The organism is Achromobacter sp. RW408 (assembly GCF_003184165.1).
GTDB classification, from domain to species: Bacteria; Pseudomonadota; Gammaproteobacteria; order Burkholderiales; family Burkholderiaceae_B; genus Achromobacter; species Achromobacter xylosoxidans.
On record NZ_QHHO01000022.1, the window covers coordinates 245,798 to 264,559 of the forward strand.

At 67.6% G+C, this 18,762-nt stretch carries 16 protein-coding genes; 12 read left to right on the plus strand and 4 right to left on the minus strand.

The window, feature by feature from the left end:
- The first annotated feature begins 2 nt into the window (after positions 1 to 2).
- From trxB to DK459_RS03365, 3 genes are read left to right on the plus strand one after another with little or no spacing between them, the layout of a single operon-like run.
- Entirely contained in the window at positions 3 to 962 is a 960-nt protein-coding gene (gene trxB, locus DK459_RS03355) for a thioredoxin-disulfide reductase (RefSeq protein ID WP_006389080.1), read from the plus strand.
- Positions 949 to 1,635 carry a Smr/MutS family protein gene (locus tag DK459_RS03360; RefSeq protein WP_006389079.1) on the plus strand — a complete coding sequence of 229 codons (687 nt, stop codon included), beginning with the start codon at positions 949 to 951 and terminating at the stop codon, positions 1,633 to 1,635. The genes trxB and DK459_RS03360 overlap by 14 nt, the downstream gene beginning before the upstream one ends.
- Positions 1,632 to 1,961 carry a multidrug efflux SMR transporter gene (locus DK459_RS03365; RefSeq protein WP_006389077.1) on the plus strand — a complete coding sequence of 110 codons (330 nt, stop codon included), beginning with the start codon at positions 1,632 to 1,634 and terminating at the stop codon, positions 1,959 to 1,961. The genes DK459_RS03360 and DK459_RS03365 overlap by 4 nt, the downstream gene beginning before the upstream one ends.
- A 61-nt stretch (positions 1,962 to 2,022) precedes the next feature.
- Here the strand turns inward: DK459_RS03365 and DK459_RS03370 are convergent, their stop codons facing one another.
- Both DK459_RS03370 and DK459_RS03375 read right to left on the minus strand, forming a co-directional pair.
- Positions 2,023 to 4,116: a sodium:solute symporter family protein gene (locus DK459_RS03370; protein ID WP_006389075.1), complete on the minus strand. Its 2,094-nt coding sequence runs from the start codon at positions 4,114 to 4,116 to the stop codon at positions 2,023 to 2,025.
- Positions 4,116 to 4,391 (minus strand): DUF4212 domain-containing protein, encoded by a 276-nt coding sequence (locus DK459_RS03375; RefSeq protein WP_006389072.1) that lies wholly within the window; start codon positions 4,389 to 4,391, stop codon positions 4,116 to 4,118. Before DK459_RS03375 ends, DK459_RS03370 begins: the two co-directional genes overlap by 1 nt.
- A gap of 736 nt (positions 4,392 to 5,127) precedes the next feature.
- Between DK459_RS03375 and kdpF the strand changes: the two genes are divergently transcribed.
- The 9 genes from kdpF (at position 5,128) to dapA (ending at position 15,658) form a co-directional block, all read left to right on the plus strand.
- A complete protein-coding gene (gene kdpF / locus DK459_RS03380; RefSeq protein WP_035183859.1) occupies positions 5,128 to 5,217 on the plus strand; it encodes a K(+)-transporting ATPase subunit F in 90 nt (29 codons plus the stop codon).
- A complete protein-coding gene (kdpA, locus tag DK459_RS03385; RefSeq protein WP_006389070.1) occupies positions 5,217 to 7,013 on the plus strand; it encodes a potassium-transporting ATPase subunit KdpA in 1,797 nt (598 codons plus the stop codon). The genes kdpF and kdpA overlap by 1 nt, the downstream gene beginning before the upstream one ends.
- Positions 7,014 to 7,035: 22 nt before the next feature.
- A complete protein-coding gene (kdpB, locus tag DK459_RS03390) occupies positions 7,036 to 9,195 on the plus strand; it encodes a potassium-transporting ATPase subunit KdpB (RefSeq protein ID WP_049055789.1) in 2,160 nt (719 codons plus the stop codon).
- Positions 9,196 to 9,225: 30 nt separating this feature from the next.
- On the plus strand, positions 9,226 to 9,834 hold the full coding sequence (gene kdpC / locus DK459_RS03395) for a potassium-transporting ATPase subunit KdpC (protein ID WP_054447101.1): 609 nt from the start codon (positions 9,226 to 9,228) through the stop codon (positions 9,832 to 9,834).
- Between the two features lie 51 nt (positions 9,835 to 9,885).
- Entirely contained in the window at positions 9,886 to 12,672 is a 2,787-nt protein-coding gene (locus DK459_RS03400) for a sensor histidine kinase KdpD (RefSeq protein ID WP_024067993.1), read from the plus strand.
- Positions 12,673 to 12,681: 9 nt separating this feature from the next.
- Positions 12,682 to 13,374, plus strand: a complete 693-nt coding sequence (kdpE, locus tag DK459_RS03405) for a two-component system response regulator KdpE (protein WP_006389065.1) — start codon at positions 12,682 to 12,684, stop codon at positions 13,372 to 13,374.
- A gap of 162 nt (positions 13,375 to 13,536) precedes the next feature.
- A complete protein-coding gene (locus DK459_RS03410) occupies positions 13,537 to 14,292 on the plus strand; it encodes a TorF family putative porin (protein ID WP_024067992.1) in 756 nt (251 codons plus the stop codon).
- 217 nt (positions 14,293 to 14,509) lie between these two features.
- Entirely contained in the window at positions 14,510 to 14,755 is a 246-nt protein-coding gene (locus tag DK459_RS03415) for a hypothetical protein (protein ID WP_024067991.1), read from the plus strand.
- A 3-nt stretch (positions 14,756 to 14,758) separates the two neighbouring features.
- Positions 14,759 to 15,658 carry a 4-hydroxy-tetrahydrodipicolinate synthase gene (dapA, locus tag DK459_RS03420; protein WP_006389062.1) on the plus strand — a complete coding sequence of 300 codons (900 nt, stop codon included), beginning with the start codon at positions 14,759 to 14,761 and terminating at the stop codon, positions 15,656 to 15,658.
- On the opposite strand, the gene DK459_RS03425 is transcribed toward dapA, so the two are convergent.
- Both DK459_RS03425 and DK459_RS03430 read right to left on the minus strand, forming a co-directional pair.
- Complete coding sequence (locus tag DK459_RS03425; RefSeq protein WP_024067989.1) at positions 15,636 to 17,180, minus strand: methyl-accepting chemotaxis protein; 1,545 nt, start codon at positions 17,178 to 17,180, stop codon at positions 15,636 to 15,638. The two genes, dapA and DK459_RS03425, sit on opposite strands and share 23 nt — an antisense overlap.
- Positions 17,181 to 17,426: 246 nt before the next feature.
- Positions 17,427 to 18,698, minus strand: a complete 1,272-nt coding sequence (locus tag DK459_RS03430; protein ID WP_024067988.1) for an O-antigen ligase family protein — start codon at positions 18,696 to 18,698, stop codon at positions 17,427 to 17,429.
- Between the last annotated feature and the right edge of the window lie 64 nt (positions 18,699 to 18,762).

Here is an 18,762-nt window from a genome sequence, read left to right on the forward strand (position 1 = left end):
CCATGTCCACGCCTACGCACGCTAAAGTTTTGATACTCGGATCCGGCCCCGCCGGTTACACGGCGGCCGTCTATGCGGCACGCGCCAATCTGAGCCCTGTCCTTGTTACAGGTCTGGCCCAAGGCGGCCAGCTGATGACCACCACGGACGTCGACAACTGGCCGGCAGACGCCGAAGGCGTGCAGGGTCCGGACCTGATGCAGCGCTTCCAGAAGCACGCCGAGCGCTTCAACACCGAAATGCTGTTCGACCACATCGCCAAGGTCGACCTGTCCAAGCGCCCGTTCACCCTGACCGGCGACACCGGCAAGGTCTACACCTGCGACGCCCTGATCATCGCCACCGGCGCCTCGGCCAAGTACCTGGGCCTGCCTTCCGAGGAGTCCTTCATGGGCCGCGGCGTGTCCGGCTGCGCCACCTGCGACGGCTTTTTCTACCGCAACCAGGACGTGGTCGTGGTCGGCGGCGGCAACACCGCCGTCGAAGAAGCCCTGTACCTGTCCAACATCTGCCGCAAGGTCACCCTGATCCACCGCCGCGACAAGTTCCGCGCCGAACCGATCCTGGTCGACAAGCTGATGAGCAAGGTCGAGAACGGCAACATGGAACTGAAGCTGTTCCACACGCTGGAAGAAGTGCTGGGCGACGACAGCGGCGTCACCGGCGTGCGCGTGCGCCACGTCGACACCGGCGCCACCGAAGACCTGAAAGCCACCGGCGCCTTCATCGCCATCGGCCACCAGCCCAACACCGGGATCTTCGAGGGCCAGCTCGAAATGAAGGACGGCTACATCGTCACCAAGAGCGGCCTGTCCGGCATGGCCACCATGACCTCGGTGCCGGGCGTGTTCGCCGCCGGCGACGTGCAGGACCACGTCTATCGCCAGGCCATCACCAGCGCCGGCACGGGCTGCATGGCCGCCCTGGACGCACAACGGTGGCTGGAGAATGCGGGGCAATAAGGTCGGCGCGGCCGACCTGAAACGCCTCAAGAAAGACCTGCAGGCCGAGCAGGAGCGCGCCGCCCTCGCCCAGCGCGTGGCGGCGCTGAAGAAAGCCGCGCCGGCGCCCGGCGCGGACACCGATCCGGCCGACGACATGGCCGCGTTCCGGCGCACCATGCAGTCGGTCAAGCCCATCAAGCAGGTCGCGCGCGCCGAACACAAGCCGGCGCCGCAACCGGCCCCGGCCCTGCGCCGCGCCAACGCGCTGGGCGAAACCGCCACGCGAGCCGACGCCGGCGTTTCGGATGGCGGCGAAATCACGCACCTGCTGTCCGAAGGCGGCACCGCCTTCGTGCGCGGCGACGCCGCCCCCGACACCGCGCGCAACCTGCGCCGCGGCCAGTGGCGCGCCGGCGCCGAGCTCGACCTGCACGGCCTGCGCGTGGAACAGGCGCGCCACGCCATGCTGTCGTTCCTGGACGAGTGCCAGGAACACGGCATCCGCTGCGTGCGCATCGTGCATGGCAAGGGCTATGGCTCGCAGGGCCTGGAACCGGTGCTCAAGGACAAGGCCCGCACCTGGCTGGTGCAGAAGAACGAAGTGCTGGCGTTTTCCGAGGCGCCCGAGCGCGAAGGCGGCGCGGGCGCCCTGCTGGTGCTGCTGCGGCAATCGGAAGGGCCGCGCAAATGAAGTGGCTCTACCTGGGCATCGCCATCGTCGCCGAGATCTTCGCCACCAGCGCCCTGAAAAGCTCCGAGGGTTTTTCGCGCCTGGTGCCATCGGTGGTGACGGTGTTCGGCTACATGATCTCGTTCTACTTCCTGTCGCTGACGCTGCGCGAGGTGCCGGTCGGCATCGCCTACGCCATCTGGTCGGGCGTGGGCATCGTGCTGATCTCCATCGTCGGCGCGCTGTTCTTCAGGCAGCACCTGGACACCCCCGCGTTGATCGGCATTGGCCTGATCATCGCCGGCGTGGTGGTCATGAACGTCTTCTCGAAGTCCGTGTCGCACTGAGCCGCCCCGAGCGTTCCGCACGCCTGCGGGATTCACCCGACCTACCCGCCATCCGGCACGATCAGGTCGTGCCGTTTTCTGCGGGCGGCCTGGGCGCGCCCGGATGGCGCAGGTAATCCACCAACGCCAACGTGGCGCGGTCCGGCGGCGGCGTCAGCAGCGACACCACGATGATCGTCAGGAATGCCACCGGCGCGCCGAACACGCCGGCCGCGATCGGCTGGATGCCCCACCACAGGTCCACCGGCTGGGTCCGCGAAATCCCCAGCACCCACTCGCGCAGCCACGGATGCGTGTGCGTCATGTAGGCAAAGGTCACCAGCAGCCCCGCCGCCATGCCGAGCGTGGCGCCCCATTTGTTGGCGCGGCGCCAGAACACGCCCATCACCAGCGCCGGGAAAAACGACGAGGCCGCGAACGAGAACGCCGCCGACACCATGAACAGAATGTCGGCCGGCTTGCGCGCCGCCACCCAGGCCGCGCCGAACGCCACCACCAGCAGCAGGATCTTGGACACCATCACCCGCCGCGCCGCCGACATGCGCGGCGACACCATCCGGTACCACATGTCGTGCGACAGCGAATTGGACAGGGTCAGCAGCAGGCCATCGGCGGTGGACAGCGCCGCCGCCAGGCCGCCGGCCGCCACCAGCCCCGAGATCACATAGGGCAGCCCGCCGATCTCGGGCATCGCCAGCACCACCACGTCCGCGCCCATGCTGATTTCGCTGAGCTGGACCACGCCGTCACGATTGATGTCGGTGACGTCCAGCAGGTTGCTGTCGACCGCGCTCCAGGCATGCACCCAATTCGGCAGGCTGAGGAAATTCGACCCCACCACCTGCGTGTAGACCTCGTACTTGACCAGCAGCGCCAACGCCGGCGCCATGAAATACAGCAACAGGATGAACAGCAGCGACCAGCACACCGAACGCCGCGCTTCCACCACCGACGAGGTGGTATATGAGCGCATCAGGATGTGCGGCATCCCCGCGGTGCCCAGCATCAGGCACAGCACCAGCGCCAGGAAATTGATGCGCATGTTGCGGCGCTCGTCCGGATCGCTGGACGGGAACGGTTCCGCATGCGGGGTCGGCGGCGCGGCCCGGGCCTCGAAAGTGGCCTTGGCCTGCGACCAGGCGATGCGCGCCTCTTCCACCGTCGGCGGAAATGCCGCCAGCTCGCGTTCGACCGAGCGGATCTCGACCATGGGCGCATCGCTGGCGTTGAGCTGGGCCAGGCGACTGCGCAGCTTGTCCTTTTCCAGCGCCCAGGACTCGGGCAGGTCATGGACCCGTTGCGCCATCTCGTCGGCGCGCTCCTGCCACAGGCGGCGCGCCTCGATTTCGGCGGGGTCGTTGCGCAGGTAGACCTCTTTTTCCGTCACTTCCTGCAGCACCACGCCGGCCGACAGCTGCGGCACCGGCATGTCGGTGTGCTTGATCGACAGCCACACCACCGGCACCAGGTAGGCGATCACCAGGATGATGTACTGTCCCACCTGGGTCCAGGTGACGGCGCGCATGCCGCCCAGGAACGAACAGACCAGCATGCCGCCCAGCGCCACGAAAATGCCCAGTTCGAACGAGATGCCGGTCATGCGCGTGGTGATGATGCCCACGCCGTAGATCTGCGCCACCAGATAGGTGAACGAACAGAGAATGGCGCAGGCCACGCCCGCCAGCCGCGGCAGGTTGCCGCCATAGCGCGCGCCCATGAAGTCGGGAATGGTGTATTGGCCGAAGCGGCGCAGGTACGGCGCCAGCAGCATCGCCACCAGCACATAGCCGCCGGTCCATCCCATGATGTAGGCCAGGCCGCCGTAGCCCGTCAGGTAGAGCGTGCCGGCGACCCCGATGAACGAGGCCACCGACATCCAGTCGGCCGCGGTCGCCATGCCGTTGTAGATGGCCGGCACGCGCCGGCCGGCGACGTAGTATTCCACCTGGTCCGAGGTGCGGCAGACGATGCCGATGCCGGCATACAGGCTCACGGTCACCAGCAGGAAGACGTAGCCGATCCAGTTGCGCGGCAGGCCCAGGATCTCGGCCAGCGCCATCAGCAGGATCATCAACGCGAAGCCGGCCGTATACAGCACGTAGATGCGGCGCAGCCGGATCCTGAATTGCTGCGGGGTATCTCCGCCGAACGGCATCAGCGGTTCTCCTTGGCCTCTTCCCCGCGTTGGTCGGCGCGGTTCATGATCCGGGCGTAGATGCAGATGATGATGAGGTACGCCAAGGGGGCGCCGTAGGCCGCCATCCAGAACGAGAACGGCCAGCCGATGAAATCGAACGACAGGCCTCGGGCAAAGTAGGAGGGGATGAACGTCAGCGCTGCCCAGACGAGCGCCAGCAGCGCGATCAGGCGCACATTGCGACGCCAATAGCGGGACGGGGTGGGCTCGGGGGAAACGCGGGATTCCGGCATAGCTGGCGTGAGCGAAACCTGAGGAATATCGCGAAACGCGGCGCTAGAAAACCCTGGCTGGACGAAATACGGGCTTTTTATGCGACAACGGCCGGCACTGCCTGGTGCCAGCCGTTGTGCGTTTTGCTTTTCTTGAGTACTGCTACTTTTTTATGTACCGGTGCCGCCGGTAATTGCCCATGCAGGGCTTTGTCTCCTCACCTGCATGGGAAGAGATTCTGCACCAGATGCGGGAATGCCACACTAGGGGAATGCCCTAATTCGGCGCATTCATTTACATATTCCATGCACCACATCAGTGCATTTTGGCATCTCTGTTCTAAATATTGGGATTTTTCCCGCCCAAAACCGCTTTCCGGAAGGGGGCGGCGCACCCGGTTTTGAGCCAGCCTCAACAACGCCCGCGCCGCCGCCCGGATCCGGGCACCCGCGTCGCGCCATCTCGGCGCATCCGTGACCGGGATTATGGCAGCGCGTCTTTACGTTCCGTTTACACCCCCCCGCCAAAGCTATACCCCGTTTTTACCCCCCGCTCCGTAACCTGCCGGTGTCCTGATTGGTCACTACGCCCGCGCGGTCCGCATCCCCTTTGCCGCGCCGGTTCGTCGTTCGAAGGGAGCCTGGCTCCCGGGAGGAAAAACGTGGATGCCATCTATATCGCGATCTTCGCCGTCATGGCGGGGCTGACCTACGCCCTGCTCCGATTCTGCGAAGCCTTGTCCTCGGGAGAGCAATCATGAGCTGGCTCTACTGGCTGAGCGGCCTCACGGCCGCGCTGCTGTTCGTGTACCTGCTGGTCGCCCTGTTCAAACCGGAGAAGTTCTGATGACTGCCGAATTCGTCGGACTGCTGGTCGTGTACCTGGCGGTCCTGCTCGCGATCGCGCCCTTTCTCGGGCGCTACATCCGCATCGCCATGGAAAACGGGCAATCCCGGCTGACCGCCTGGGGCCGCCCGCTGGAACGCGGCATCTATCGGCTGGCGGGCATCGACCCGCAGGCCGAAATGGGCTGGAAGCGCTACGCGCTGGCGGTGCTGGCCTTCAACATCCTGGGCATCGTGGCGGTCTATGCGCTGCAACGCCTGCAGGGCCTGCTGCCGCTGAACCCGGCCGGCATGGGCGCCGTCTCGCCCGACTCCTCGCTCAACACCGCCATCAGCTTCGTGGCCAACACCAACTGGCAAGGCTACGGTGGCGAATCGACCATGAGCTACCTGACGCAGATGCTGGCGCTGACGGTGCAGAACTTCGTCTCGGCCGCCACCGGCATCGCGGTGCTGTTCGCGCTGATCCGCGGACTGGCGCGCCACTGTTCGGCCACGCTGGGCAACTTCTGGGCCGACATGGTGCGCTGCACGCTGTACGTGCTGCTGCCGCTGTCGCTGGTGCTGGCCCTGGCGCTGGTGAGCCAGGGCGTGCTGCAGAACTTCAACGACTACCAGGAAGTGCAGACGGTCGAAGCCCTGCACTATGACCAGCCGCGCGTCGACGCCCAGGGCCAGCCGGTGCTGGACGCCAAGGGCCAGCCCGTGACCGACCCGGCAATCACCCGCACGCAGACGCTGGCCATGGGCCCGGTCGCCTCGCAGGAGGCAATCAAGATGCTGGGCACCAATGGCGGCGGCTTCTTCAACGCCAACTCGGCCCATCCATTCGAGAACCCGACCGCGCTGTCGAACTTCCTGGAAATGCTGGCGATCCTGGTGATCCCGGCGGCGCTGTGCTTCAGCTTCGGTGAAATGGTGGGCAGCCGGCGCCAGGGCATCGCCATCCTCGCGGCCATGACGCTGCTGTTCGCCGTGTTCGCGCTGAGCGCCGCCTATTTCGAGCAACAGCCCAACCCGATGGCCGCGCAGGCCGGGGCCGACAGCGCCATGAGCGTGCTTTCGCCGGGCGGCAACATGGAAGGCAAGGAAACCCGCTTCGGCATCGCCGCCACCTCGCTGTTCGCCACCGTCACCACGGCGGCGTCGTGCGGAGCGGTCAACGGCATGCACGATTCGCTCAACGCCATGGGCGGCCTGACGCCGATGTTGCTGATGCAATTGGGCGAGGTAGTCTACGGCGGGGTCGGCTCCGGCCTGTACGGCATGCTGGCCTTCGCCATCCTCGGCGTCTTCATCGCCGGACTGATGATCGGCCGCACGCCCGAGTACCTGGGCAAGAAGATCGAAGCCTACGACATGAAGATGGTCTCGATCGTGATCCTGGCGACGCCGCTGCTGGTGCTGGGCGGCACCGCGCTGGCGGTCTCGGTGACGGCCGGCCAGGCTGGCGTACTGAACCCCGGCATCCACGGCTTCTCCGAGGTCCTGTACGCCCTGTCCTCGGCCGCCAACAACAACGGCAGCGCCTTCGCCGGCCTCTCGGCCAACACGCCCTTCTACAACGTGCTGCTGGGAACCGCGATGTGGTTCGGCCGCTTCGCCGTCATCGTTGCCGTGCTGGCGATGGCCGGCTCGCTGGGGGCCAAGCGCCGCCTGCCCGCCGGGCCCGGCAGCATGCCCACCACGGGCCCCCTCTTCGTCGTGCTGCTGATCGGCGCGGTGCTGCTGGTGGGCGCCCTGACTTATGTGCCCGCGCTGGCCCTGGGCCCGGTCGCGGAACACCTGCAACCCTGAATGCAACAGGCTAGGAAAGAAAATGGCCAAGATTGATATGCCAACCCAAGGCGCCGGCGGCGGCGCCGCCCGCGCGCCCTCGGCCGCGCCGCACGAACGCACGTTCGGCATGTGGTCCGGCGCGCTGGTCGGCCCCGCCGTGGTCGACAGCCTGCGCAAGCTCTCGCCCGCGGCGCAGCTCAAGAACCCCGTGATGTTCGTGGTCTACGTGGGCAGCATCCTGACCACCATCCTGTGGATCATGGCGCTGCGCGGCCAGGCCGAGGCGCCGGCGGGCTTCATCCTCGCGATCACGGTATGGTTGTGGTTCACGGTCCTGTTCGCCAATTTCGCCGAAGCGCTGGCCGAAGGCCGCGGCAAGCAACAGGCTGCCACGCTGCGCGGCCTGCGCACCACCATCGACGCGCGCCTGCTCAAGGGCTTTCGCGACGAAGACGCGGCCACCGCCGACCCGGCGCGCTGGCGCGAACGGGCCGTCAAGCAGGCGTCCGGCCTGCTGCGCCGCAATGACGTGGTGCTGGTGCAAGCCGGCGAGACCATTCCCGGCGACGGCCAGGTCATCGCCGGCGTGGCCTCGGTGGACGAAAGCGCCATCACCGGCGAATCGGCGCCCGTCATCCGCGAATCCGGCGGCGACTTCTCCTCGGTCACCGGCGGCACGCGAGTGCTGTCCGACTGGATCTTCGTGCGCATCGCCGCCGATCCGGGCGAGAGCTTCCTGGACCGCATGATCGCCATGGTCGAAGGCGCCAAGCGCCAGAAGACGCCCAACGAACTGGCGTTGACCATTCTGCTGGTCGGCCTGACGGTGGTGTTCCTGCTGGTGGTGGCAACGCTCATGCCATTCTCGATCTACTCGGTCTCGGCCGCGGGCGGCGGCACCGCCGTCACGGTCACGGTGCTGGTGGCGCTGCTGGTGTGCCTGATCCCCACCACCATCGGCGGCCTGCTGTCGGCCATCGGCGTGGCGGGCATGAGCCGCATGATGGGCGCCAACGTCATCGCCACCTCGGGCCGCGCGGTGGAGGCCGCCGGCGACGTCGACGTGCTGCTGCTGGACAAGACCGGCACCATCACCTTCGGCAACCGCCAGGCCTCGACCTTCCTGCCCGCGCCCGGCGTGTCGCCGCGCGAACTGGCGGATGCGGCGCGCCTGGCCTCGCTGGCCGACGAAACGCCGGAAGGCCGCAGCATCGTGGCGCTGGCCGACAAGGCCATCCACGCCCCGGCCGTGCGCGCCCCGGACGCGGAATACGTGCCCTTCACCGCGCAGACCCGCATGAGCGGCGTCAACCTGAAGGATCGCGTCATCCGCAAGGGCGCAGTCGACGCGGTGCGCGCCTGGCTGGCCGCGCAGGATGCCACCGTGCCCGAGCAGGTGCTGCGCCTGGCCGAGGACGTGGCGCGCCGCGGCAGCACGCCGCTGATGGTCAGCGACGGCAACCGCGCGCTGGGCGTGGTCGAACTCAAGGACATCGTCAAGCCCGACATCCAGTCGCGCTTCGCCGAGCTGCGCCGCATGGGCATCAAGACGGTCATGATCACCGGCGACAACAAGCTCACCGCCGCGTCCATCGCCGCCGAAGCGGGTGTCGACGACTTCCTGGCCGAAGCCACGCCGGAAGCCAAGCTCAAGCTGATCCGCGCCTACCAGGGCGAAGGCCGCCTGGTGGCGATGACCGGCGACGGCACCAACGACGCGCCGGCGCTGGCGCAGGCCGACGTGGCGGTGGCGATGAACTCGGGCACGCAGGCCGCCAAGGAAGCCGGCAACATGGTGGACCTGGACTCCAACCCCACCAAGCTCATCGAGATCGTCGAGATCGGCAAGCAGATGCTGATGACGCGCGGCGCGCTCACCACCTTCAGCATCGCCAACGACGTGGCGAAATACTTCGCCATCATCCCGGCCGCCTTCGCCACGGTGTATCCGCAGCTGAACCTGCTGAACATCATGGGCCTGGCCACGCCGGCCTCGGCCATCCTGTCGGCCGTCATCTTCAACGCGCTCATCATCATCGTGCTGATCCCGCTGGCGCTCAAGGGCGTGCGCTATCGGCCGCTGGGCGCCTCGGTCCTGCTGCGCCGCAATCTCCTCATCTACGGACTGGGCGGCCTGCTGGTGCCGTTCGCCGGCATCAAGCTGATCGACATGGTGCTGGCCGCCCTGGGCTGGGTCTGACCCGCGCCCGCCATTACGAAGGAACCCGTCATGAAACAAGCTCTTCCCCTGCCGCGCCAAGGCGGCATCCTGCGCCCCGCGCTGGTGGTCTTCGCCGCCCTGTCCCTGGTGACCGGCCTGGCCTATCCGTTCCTGACCACCGGCATCGCCGCCGCCGTGTTTCCTCACGAGGCCTCCGGCTCGCTGATCCGCCAGGGCGACAAGGTGGTCGGCTCGGAATGGATCGGCCAATCGTTCAGCGCGCCGCAGTACTTCTGGGGCCGGCCCTCGGCCACTTCGCCGATGCCGTACAACGGCGCCAACTCCGGCGGCTCGAACCTGGGCCCGCGCAATCCGGCGCTGGCCGAAGCGATCCAGGCGCGGATCGCCGCCCTCAAGGCGGCCGATCCCGACAACCCCACGCCGGTGCCGGTGGACCTGGTCACCGCCTCGGGCAGCGGCCTGGACCCGCACATCAGTCCGGCGGCCGCGGCCTACCAGGCCGCGCGCGTGGCCCGTGCCCGCCACCTGCCGCGGGAAAAAGTCGACGCCCTGATAGCAGCCCATACCAGCAAGCCCTGGCTGGGCGTGCTGGGCGACCCGGTCGTCAACGTGCTCAAGCTGAATCTGGCGCTGGACCAACTGGCGCCGGCGCAATGACGCGCCGGCGTATAGTATTGCCAGCCGTTTCCCTCCTTCACTTGCGCGTTCATGGCTGACAATGCTGGCGAGCGTCCCGATCCGGACGCGCTCTTGAAAGACCTCGACGATGCCGCGCGCCAGGCGGTGCGCGGCAAGTTGCGGGTCTACTTCGGCTCGTCCGCCGGCGTCGGCAAGACCTACGCCATGCTGGTGGCCGCGCGCGCGCAGGCGGCGCAAGGCGCCCGTGTGCTGGCCGGCATCGTCGAAACGCACGGCCGGCGCGAAACCGCCGCCCTGCTCGAGGGCGTGGCGACCCTGCCGCTCAAGGACGTCGTCTACCGCGGCCACACGCTCAAGGAATTCGACCTGGACGGCGCGCTCGATGCCCATCCCGACCTGGTGCTGGTCGACGAGCTGGCCCATTCCAACGCGCCCGGCTCGCGCCACGCCAAGCGCTGGCAGGACATCCAGGAACTGCTGGCGGCCGGCATCGACGTCTGGACCACGCTCAACGTGCAGCACCTGGACAGCCTCAACGAGGCCGTCGGCAGCATCACCGGCGTGCGGGTCTGGGAGACCGTGCCCGACGAGGTCTTCGATGCCGCCGACGAAGTCATCCTGGTCGATCTTTCCGCCGACGAACTGCTGCGCCGCCTGAAGGAAGGCAAGGTCTACCTGCCCGAGCAGGCGCGCCACGCCACCCGCAATTTCTTCCGCAAGGGCAACCTGATCGCGCTGCGCGAACTGGCGCTGCGCCGCACCGCAGACCACGTCGACGACGACGTCCAGGCCTACCGCCGCGACCGCGCCATCGAACCCGTCTGGCGCACCCGCGAAGCGGTGGTGGCCTGCATCGGCTCCGATGCCGACGCCGACTACGTGATCCGCAGCGCCCATCGGCTCAGCCAGCAGCTGGAATGCGACCTGCACGTCGTCACCATCGACGCGCCGCGCGCCGCGCCGCCGCCGCAGGCCGAGCAGGAACGGCTGCAACGCAGCCTGGCGCTGGCCGATTCGCTCGGCGCGCGCTGCGAAACCCTGGCTGGCGGCGACATGGTCGACGCGGTGGTGCGCTACGTGCGCCGCCACAACATCACCAAGGCCATCATCGGCCGCACCCGCGCCAGCGGCCTGCAGCGCCTGCGCCTGTCGCTGTCGGCGCTGCTGACGGCGGCCATCAGCCCGGGCTGGCTGTGGCGCCGCCACAGTTTTGCCGACATGCTGGCCGCGGGCTGCCCCGAGATCGACATCATCCGCCTGGGCGCGCCGCCCTTGCCGGCCAGCAGCGCGCCCGGCCGCGATCCGCTGACGCTGGGCCGCCGCGGCCGCCAGGCGGCCGACGAACGAGGCCCGCTGGCGCTGGCCGGCTACGCCTGGGCGCTGTGCTATTGCGCGGTGGCCACCGCGCTGTCGGCGCTGGCCTTTCCGGCGCTGCACCAGACCAACATCGTCATGCTGTTCCTGCTGGCGGTGGTGGCGGTGGCGTTGCGCCATGGGCGCGGTCCGGCCGCCCTGGCCTCCATTGTCAGCGTGGGATTGTTCGATTTCTTCTTCGTGCAACCGCTGGCCTCCTTCGCGGTCTCGGACGTGCAGTACCTGCTGACCTTCGGCGTGCTGCTGGCCGTGGGCCTGCTGATCGGCCAGCTCACCGCCGGCCTGCGGCTGCAGGCGCAGGCCTCGGTCAAGCGCGAGGCCGACGCGCGCAGCCTGTATGAATTCGCGCGCGAGCTGTCCTCGGCGCTGCTGCCCGAGCAGATCGTCGCGTCCGCCGGCGCCTTCGTGCACGCCACCTTCGGCTCGCGCTGCGCGCTCTACATCCTGGGACTGGACGATCGCCTCAAGCTGGCCTCGCCCGCCGCCGCGGACATGCCGCCGCTGGAATCGGCGCTGGCCCAGTGGGTCTACGACCACGGCCAGCCGGCCGGCGCCGGCACCGCCACCCTGTCCAACAGCGACCTGCTGTACCTGCCGCTGAAGGCGCCGATGCGTACCCGTGGCGTGCTGGCGTTGGCGGCGCCGCGCCGCAGCCTGTTCTCGCAGCCCGACTCGCGCCGCCAGATCGAGGCCTACGCCACGCTCATCGCCATCGCCCTGGAACGATTGCACTACGTGGAAGTGGCGCAGCAGGCGCTGGTCAGCATGGAATCCGAAAAGCTGCGCAACTCGCTGCTGGCGGCGGTCTCACACGACCTGCGCACCCCGCTCACCAGCCTGGTCGGCATGACCGACACGCTGATGCGGCGCCAGGACGCGCTGCCGGCCGACATCCAGGACACCATCCGCGCCATGCGCGACCAGGCCCAGCGCATGCACGCGCTGGTCGCCAACCTGCTGGACATGGCGCGGCTGCAGAGCCGCGACACGCCGCTGCGGCTGGAGTGGCAGTCGATCGAGGAACTGGTCGGCGCCTCGCTGGCCGCCATGCGCGAGCCGCTGGCATCGCATCGGATCTCGGTCGACAGCCTTTCCGGCCTGCCGCTGGTCGAATGCGACGGCGTGCTGATCGAGCGAGTGCTGTGCAACCTGCTGGAGAACGCCGCCAAGTACACCCCGGCCGGCAGCGCCATCCGCCTGCATGCCACGGCGCAGGACGGCGAGCTGCGCGTCGCGGTGTGCGACAACGGCCCCGGCGTGGCCCCCGGCGCCGAACGCCGCATCTTCGAGAAATTCACCCGCGGCGAACGCGAATCCGCCACACCCGGCGTCGGCCTCGGCCTGGCCGTGTGCGAAGCCATCGTCAGCGCCCACCACGGCCGCATCTGGGTCGAACACGCGCCGGGCCAGTCCAGCGGCGCGCAGTTCGTCTTCACCCTGCCGTTGGGCACGCCGCCCCCGATCCAACCTGAAATCGCCTGAGCCCATCGCATGTTCGACTTTCAGCCCACCATCCTCATCATCGAGGACGACGCCAATATCCGCCGCTTCGTGCGCCAGGCCCTCGAGAGCGAAGGCTGTGCCGTGTACGAAGCCGACACCGTCAAGCGCGGCCTGATCGAGGCCGGCACGCGCCAGCCCGACGCCGTGGTGCTGGACCTGGGCCTGCCGGATGAAGACGGCATGACCCTGATCCGCGAACTGCGCGGCTGGACCGAAGTGCCGGTGCTGGTGCTGTCGGCGCGCACCGCCGAGGCCGACAAGGTGGCGGCGCTGGACGCCGGCGCCGACGACTACCTCACCAAGCCATTCGGCGTCAGCGAACTGCTGGCGCGGCTGCGCGTGCTGCTGCGGCGCCATGCCCGCGGCGGCGCCGGCAGCGCCGCCGAGATCAGCTTCGGCGACGTGCGCGTCGACTTCGCCAGGCGCGTGGTCGAGCGCGGCGGCCAGCACGTGCACCTGACCGCGATGGAATACCGCCTGCTGGCCGCGCTGCTGGCCCATCGCGGCAAGGTCATGACCCACCGCGAACTGCTGCGCGAGGTCTGGGGGCCTTCGCACGTGGAAAGCAATCACTACCTGCGCATCTACATGGGCCACCTGCGGCAGAAACTCGAAGCGGATCCGGCCCAGCCGGTCTATCTGCTGACCGAAATCGGCGTGGGCTACCGCTTCGCCGGCTAGGCGCGGGCGCGCTGAACTGAACGTGGCGGCGCCGTGCCGGGCGCGGGCGCGCACTACACCCATCATCATTGATGCGCCTTTTACGCCGGCCACGTAAGTCTTGTCTCGCCGTTTACGCCGCTTCTCCTATCTTGGCGATCCCGTCCAACACAGGAGAATCCCATGTCCCGCAACACCCTGGCCGCGCTTGCGCTGGTGGCCCTGGCCGCCCCTGCGCATGCCGCCGACAGCGCCACCGCCGACGCCCCCGAGTACACGCTGACCGCCAACGTCACCCTGGCCAGCCAGTACCGCTACCGCGGCCTGATGCAGACCAACAACAAGCCCGCCATCCAGGGCGGCTTCGATTTCACCCATGCCAGCGGCCTGTACCTGGGCAACTGGAACTCCAGCGTCAGCTGGCTCAATGACGGCAACAGCGATGTGTCGGCGCCAGTGGAAATGGACTTCTACGGCGGCTACAAGGGCAACCTGGCGGCGGACGTGCCGTTCGACCTGGGCGTGCTGCAGTATTACTACCCGGGCGACTACCCCTCCGGCTACACCAGCCCAGACACCACCGAACTGTACGCCGGCGTGGGTTACGGCCCGGTCATGTTCAAGTATTCCGTCGCCATGACCAACCTGTTCGGCTTCGCCGACAGCAAGTACAGCCAGTACTTCGACCTGAGCGGCAACTTCGACACCGGTTTCTGGGGCCTGACCGTCAACGCCCACGTCGGCCGCCAGACGGTCCGCAACCTCACCGACGGCGCCTACACCGACTGGAAGCTGGGCCTGACCAAGGACTTCGGCCAGGGCCTGGCCATCTCGGTCGCCTATATCGACACCAATGCCGACCGCGCGGTCTACACCAATAGCCGCGGCCGCTACATGGGCCGCGCCACCGGCCTGCTGTCGCTGACCAAGACGTTCTGACGCGCCCGGGCGTTGACGCGCTTTTTACGCTTCGCGCCCGCATTTATCGGCAGGTTTTACGGCCCGCTTTCTATAGTGGAATCGTCATCAACCAACCGGATACGCGCCAGCCAGCACGGCCGCCGCCCCGCCAGACACCATGATTCCCCGCCAAGAACGCAGCACGCGCGCCTCGTTTGATCGCCCCGCCCCGGCCCATGCGCCGCGGCCCGCGGAGATGGTTGCCCTGACCGTCAGGATCGACACCCTGGACGCCCTGAAGGTACGGCTGGCGCTGCACCGCGAACTGGGCGAGCGCATCGGCGTCTACGTGCTGTCGGTGGATCATGCGCATGGCCAGAGCATCCTGCAGCTGCAATGCGATCGCGGCCAGGTCGATGCCCTGATGCACGCGGTGATGTGTGGCCTGCCCCAGGCCGAGTTCGGCCCGCTGCGCCCGGCCGCCGCGATCACGGTGCAGTGAGCCATGGATACCTCGGTCCAAGCCACGTTCCCCGGCATCTGGCTGCCGATGGTCACGCCGATGCGCGGCGGGTACGTCGATTGCGAGGCCGCCCAGGCCCTGGCGCGCTACTACCGCAATGCCGGCATTGCCGGCCTGGTGCTGTTCGGCTCCACCGGCGAAGGCAACCTGCTGTCCATCCCCGAGAAGATCGAGATGATCGAGGCCATCCGCCGCGATCCGCACGCGCTGCCGCTGGTGTTCGGCGCCGGCGGCGTCGACACGCGCGGCGTGGCCGCCGCCATCCGCCGCCTGGACAAGTACGCCCCCGCCGGCTACCTGGTGCCGCCGCCCTACTACCTCGGCCCGTCGCAGCAGGGCATCCTGTGGCACTACCGGCAGATCGCCTGGGCCACCGAACGCCCCATCATCCTCTACAACATTCCCAAGCGCGCCGGCGTCTCCATGACCGTCGAGACCATGGAATCGCTGGCGCTGCTGCCCAATCTGCGCGCGGTCAAGGAATGCAATCCGGCCGCGCTGATGGCGTTGAACGCGCGCGGCCATCTCGAGGCGCTGTGCGGCGAAGACCTGGCGCTGCCCGACCATTTTCTGGCCGGCGGACGCGGCGCCATCCCCGCCGCCGCCCATCTGTTCCCCGAGCGCTTCGTCGAGGTCATGCAGCTGGCGCGCGACGGCCACGCCGAGGCCGCGCGCGAGCTGTTCGAGCCGCTGCGCGGCCTGGCCCGCCTGCTGTTCGCCGAACCCAACCCGGCGCCGATCAAACGGGCTTTGGCGCTGCAGGGCCTGATCGCCGACGAACTGCGCCTGCCCATGACCAGCGCCAGCCGCGAACTGACGCCACGCCTGCAACGCGCGATGAGCGTGGTGCAGGGGTCGCCTAGTAGGCTGCAGACAGCTTGAACACCGCCACCGCGCGCGCCAGGTCGTCGGCCTGATCGTGCAGCGTGGCGGCGGACGCGGCGAACTCCTCGACCAGCGCCGCATTCTGCTGCGTCACGCTGTCCAGGTGCGTCACCGCCTGGTTGATCTGTTCGATGCCCACGCTCTGCTCGGCCGACGCGGTGGCGATCTCGCCCATCAACGGCGCGCTGGTCGCGGCCGATTGCAGCACGCTGCCCATGGTGGCGCTGGCCTGTTCCACCCGCTGGCTACCGCGCGCCACCGAATCCGACGATGCCTCGATCAGGGTCTTGATCTCCTTGGCGGCGGTGGCCGAGCGTTGCGCCAGCGCCCGCACTTCGCCTGCCACCACCGCGAACCCGCGGCCCTGCTCGCCGGCGCGCGCGGCCTCCACGGCGGCATTGAGCGCCAGGATATTGGTCTGGAAAGCGATTTCGTCGATCAGGCGGATGATCTCGTCGATCCGCTGCGAGCTTTGCGAGATCTCGTGCATCGCGTCGATCGCGTGCTGGGTTTCTTCGCTGCCCTGGCGCGCCAGCTGCGCCGATTCGCCCGCCAGCGCGCTCACCTGCTGCACGTGATCGGCGCTCTGCCTGGCGGTCGCGGTGATCTGTTCGACGCTGGCCGCGGTCTGCTCCAGTGCCGCCGCCTGCTTCTCGGTGCGGTCGTGCAAATCCATGCTGCCCGCGGCGATCTGGCGCGATGCGGCCGCGATCGAACCGGTGGAATGGACGATGCTGCGCACCGCCACGTCCAGCCGCTCCTGCATCAGCGCCATGGCATCGAACAACCGGCCGATTTCGCCGCGATGATGGCGCGAAACGATGCTCGACAGATCGCCATGCGCCACGCGTTCACAGACCGTCACCGCTTCATCGAGCGGACGAATGATGTGCGACCGGAAGAACCGCAGCGCCGCCGCCAGCAGCAGCACCAGCAGCAACAGCGTCACGCCGCCCTGGCGCCACAGCGTGGCGCGGAACGCCGCGTCGACGTCGTCCACATAAAGGCCCGTGAACATCAGCCAGCCCCATTCCGGGTCATGGGCGGCATAGCTGATCTTGGGCAGCGACGCTTCCGACCCCGGCCGCGGGAAGCGGTATTCGACAAAACCACCGCCCGCCCTGCCCCGCTCGTGGAGATTCTCGAAAATCGGCAGGCCATCGCTGTCCTTGACCGCGCGCACATTGGTGCCGGCGAGCTTCGCATCCGGATGCACCAGCAACGCATAGCCGTCGTCGAACACGCCGACGTAGCCGTCCGCGCCATAGCGCAGCTGCGCGAGGCGCTGCGCCACATTGCGCTTGGCCTGTTCGACGGACAGCCCCTCCTCGACGGCGCGTTGCTTGCCATTGCGCACGATACTGGCCGCCAGGTCGAGCACGTGGCGCAATTCGGTCTTGCGCTCGGCCAGCATCTCGGCGCGTCGTTCCCAGGCATCCCAGCCACCCAGGGCCAGCACCGCGACCCCGATCGCCAGCACGAACCACAGCAACTCCCTGCGCAAGCTTGAATTCTTCATAGGCCCTCTTTCCTGATGTCCTTCCGCGTCCGCAACCAAAGACGGCGAAATGTGACGATTTATCTGTTGCGTCTGATCAGAATACGAGGGAGCAGCAGGGTTTTAACCGACGAGGCCGGCCCGGCTTGATCTACGTCAAGCCCGTCGGGCATTTGCCGCGCAACGCGCGCGCAAAAAAAAAAAGCAAGGCCATACAAGCCTTGCTTTTCATGCGGACAAGCCGCCCGCGCCGGCGGCCGTTGGCGGCTAACGCCGCGCCGCCAGGCGCTGCTGCGCCAACCCGGTGCGGGCCGACGTCAGCGCGTACAGCACCACCACCGTCAGCGCGTAGATCGGCACGCTGCGCATGTTGCGGAACATCATTTCTGACAGGCTGAAAACGAAGTATCCCAGGCAGAACAGCAAGCCGATCTGCGAACCGACATGCACCACCGGGTCGTCGCTGGCGGAACGGCGCCAGAAGATCGCCGCGGGAATCAGGTACAGGGCCAGAATGCTGAGCAAACCCAGCAAGCCGTAGCCTGCCAGTGCGCCCAGCATGTCATTGTGCGGCTCGCCGTAGCCGATCGAGACCTCCTCGGTCACCACACCCTGCTGTTCGAGCTTGGCCAATTCCGAGCGGAAGCTGGGTACGCCCACCCCCACCAGCGGACTCTCCTGGAACATCAGCCAGGAGGCTTTCCAGAGCTGTATGCGGATACCCACCGACGTGTCACGATCGTGGTGTTCATACCGGTCCAGGTCCGATATCACTTTTTTCCAGCGGCTGTCCTTGGACTGCCACGAAATCGCCGCAACGGCCGTCATCACCAGCACCAGTCCGGTCAGGAACAGCAGTTTAGTGCGCCGTGTCCAACGACGCTTGGTCAGCAGATACACCACGCCGAAAATCACCAGCAATGCCCAGCTGCTGCGCGTCTGCGAGACCCATACCGCGTAGATGCTCAGCGGCACCGCGGCGAGCTTCAACGCGGCCTCCAGGCGCGGCCAGCGTGAAAGCGTCCAGGGCAGGGTCAAGAGCGACGCCAGGCCGAAGAATATGGTCAGATCGGCGAAACCCACTGCGTTGTAGCGCCCGCCAAAATCCGATACCGCGCCCCGCCCCAGGCTCGGCGACAGGACGATGTAGATCAGCATCAACGAACCAACGATGGCGCCGAACAGCAGGCTCCATTGCACATGCCGCAACCAATTGCGCGGCACCCGCATCAACATCCAGCAAACCGGAATCGCCAGCGCAAAGCGCAGCAGTTTCTCGAACTCGGAGGAACTCCAAATGCCCAGGCTGACGTTGTTGATGAACATCACCAGCAGCGGGACACCCAGGGCAATCGCCATCGGGACCAGCTCTTTCAGCGCGAACGGCTCCCAGCGGCGCGACAGGTTGACCGCCATGGTCGCCAGGGCGATCAGGGCCGTCAGATAGATGATCACCGGTCCGCCTACGGCGCTGGTCAACGCCAGGGCGGGAATCAACAGCGTCAGGACCGCAACGCTGCGTAAAAGAAGAATGGGCATAGTTGTTCAGCCTGGCCTTTGCGGCGACCAGTCGGCGCTTCGAGGAAAAAGTGGGTGCCGGCCC

Bases quoted from the DNA above. Each gene is read 5' to 3' on its own strand.
- trxB (WP_006389080.1), top strand. From the start codon at position 3: ATGTCCACGCCTACGCACGCTAAAGTTTTGATACTCGGATCCGGCCCC.
- DK459_RS03360 (WP_006389079.1), top strand. From the start codon at position 949: ATGCGGGGCAATAAGGTCGGCGCGGCCGACCTGAAACGCCTCAAGAAA.
- DK459_RS03365 (WP_006389077.1), top strand. From the start codon at position 1,632: ATGAAGTGGCTCTACCTGGGCATCGCCATCGTCGCCGAGATCTTCGCC.
- DK459_RS03370 (WP_006389075.1), bottom strand. From the start codon at position 4,116: ATGCCGTTCGGCGGAGATACCCCGCAGCAATTCAGGATCCGGCTGCGC.
- DK459_RS03375 (WP_006389072.1), bottom strand. From the start codon at position 4,391: ATGCCGGAATCCCGCGTTTCCCCCGAGCCCACCCCGTCCCGCTATTGG.
- kdpF (WP_035183859.1), top strand. From the start codon at position 5,128: ATGAGCTGGCTCTACTGGCTGAGCGGCCTCACGGCCGCGCTGCTGTTC.
- kdpA (WP_006389070.1), top strand. From the start codon at position 5,217: ATGACTGCCGAATTCGTCGGACTGCTGGTCGTGTACCTGGCGGTCCTG.
- kdpB (WP_049055789.1), top strand. From the start codon at position 7,036: ATGGCCAAGATTGATATGCCAACCCAAGGCGCCGGCGGCGGCGCCGCC.
- kdpC (WP_054447101.1), top strand. From the start codon at position 9,226: ATGAAACAAGCTCTTCCCCTGCCGCGCCAAGGCGGCATCCTGCGCCCC.
- DK459_RS03400 (WP_024067993.1), top strand. From the start codon at position 9,886: ATGGCTGACAATGCTGGCGAGCGTCCCGATCCGGACGCGCTCTTGAAA.
- kdpE (WP_006389065.1), top strand. From the start codon at position 12,682: ATGTTCGACTTTCAGCCCACCATCCTCATCATCGAGGACGACGCCAAT.
- DK459_RS03410 (WP_024067992.1), top strand. From the start codon at position 13,537: ATGTCCCGCAACACCCTGGCCGCGCTTGCGCTGGTGGCCCTGGCCGCC.
- DK459_RS03415 (WP_024067991.1), top strand. From the start codon at position 14,510: ATGGTTGCCCTGACCGTCAGGATCGACACCCTGGACGCCCTGAAGGTA.
- dapA (WP_006389062.1), top strand. From the start codon at position 14,759: ATGGATACCTCGGTCCAAGCCACGTTCCCCGGCATCTGGCTGCCGATG.
- DK459_RS03425 (WP_024067989.1), bottom strand. From the start codon at position 17,180: ATGAAGAATTCAAGCTTGCGCAGGGAGTTGCTGTGGTTCGTGCTGGCG.
- DK459_RS03430 (WP_024067988.1), bottom strand. From the start codon at position 18,698: ATGCCCATTCTTCTTTTACGCAGCGTTGCGGTCCTGACGCTGTTGATT.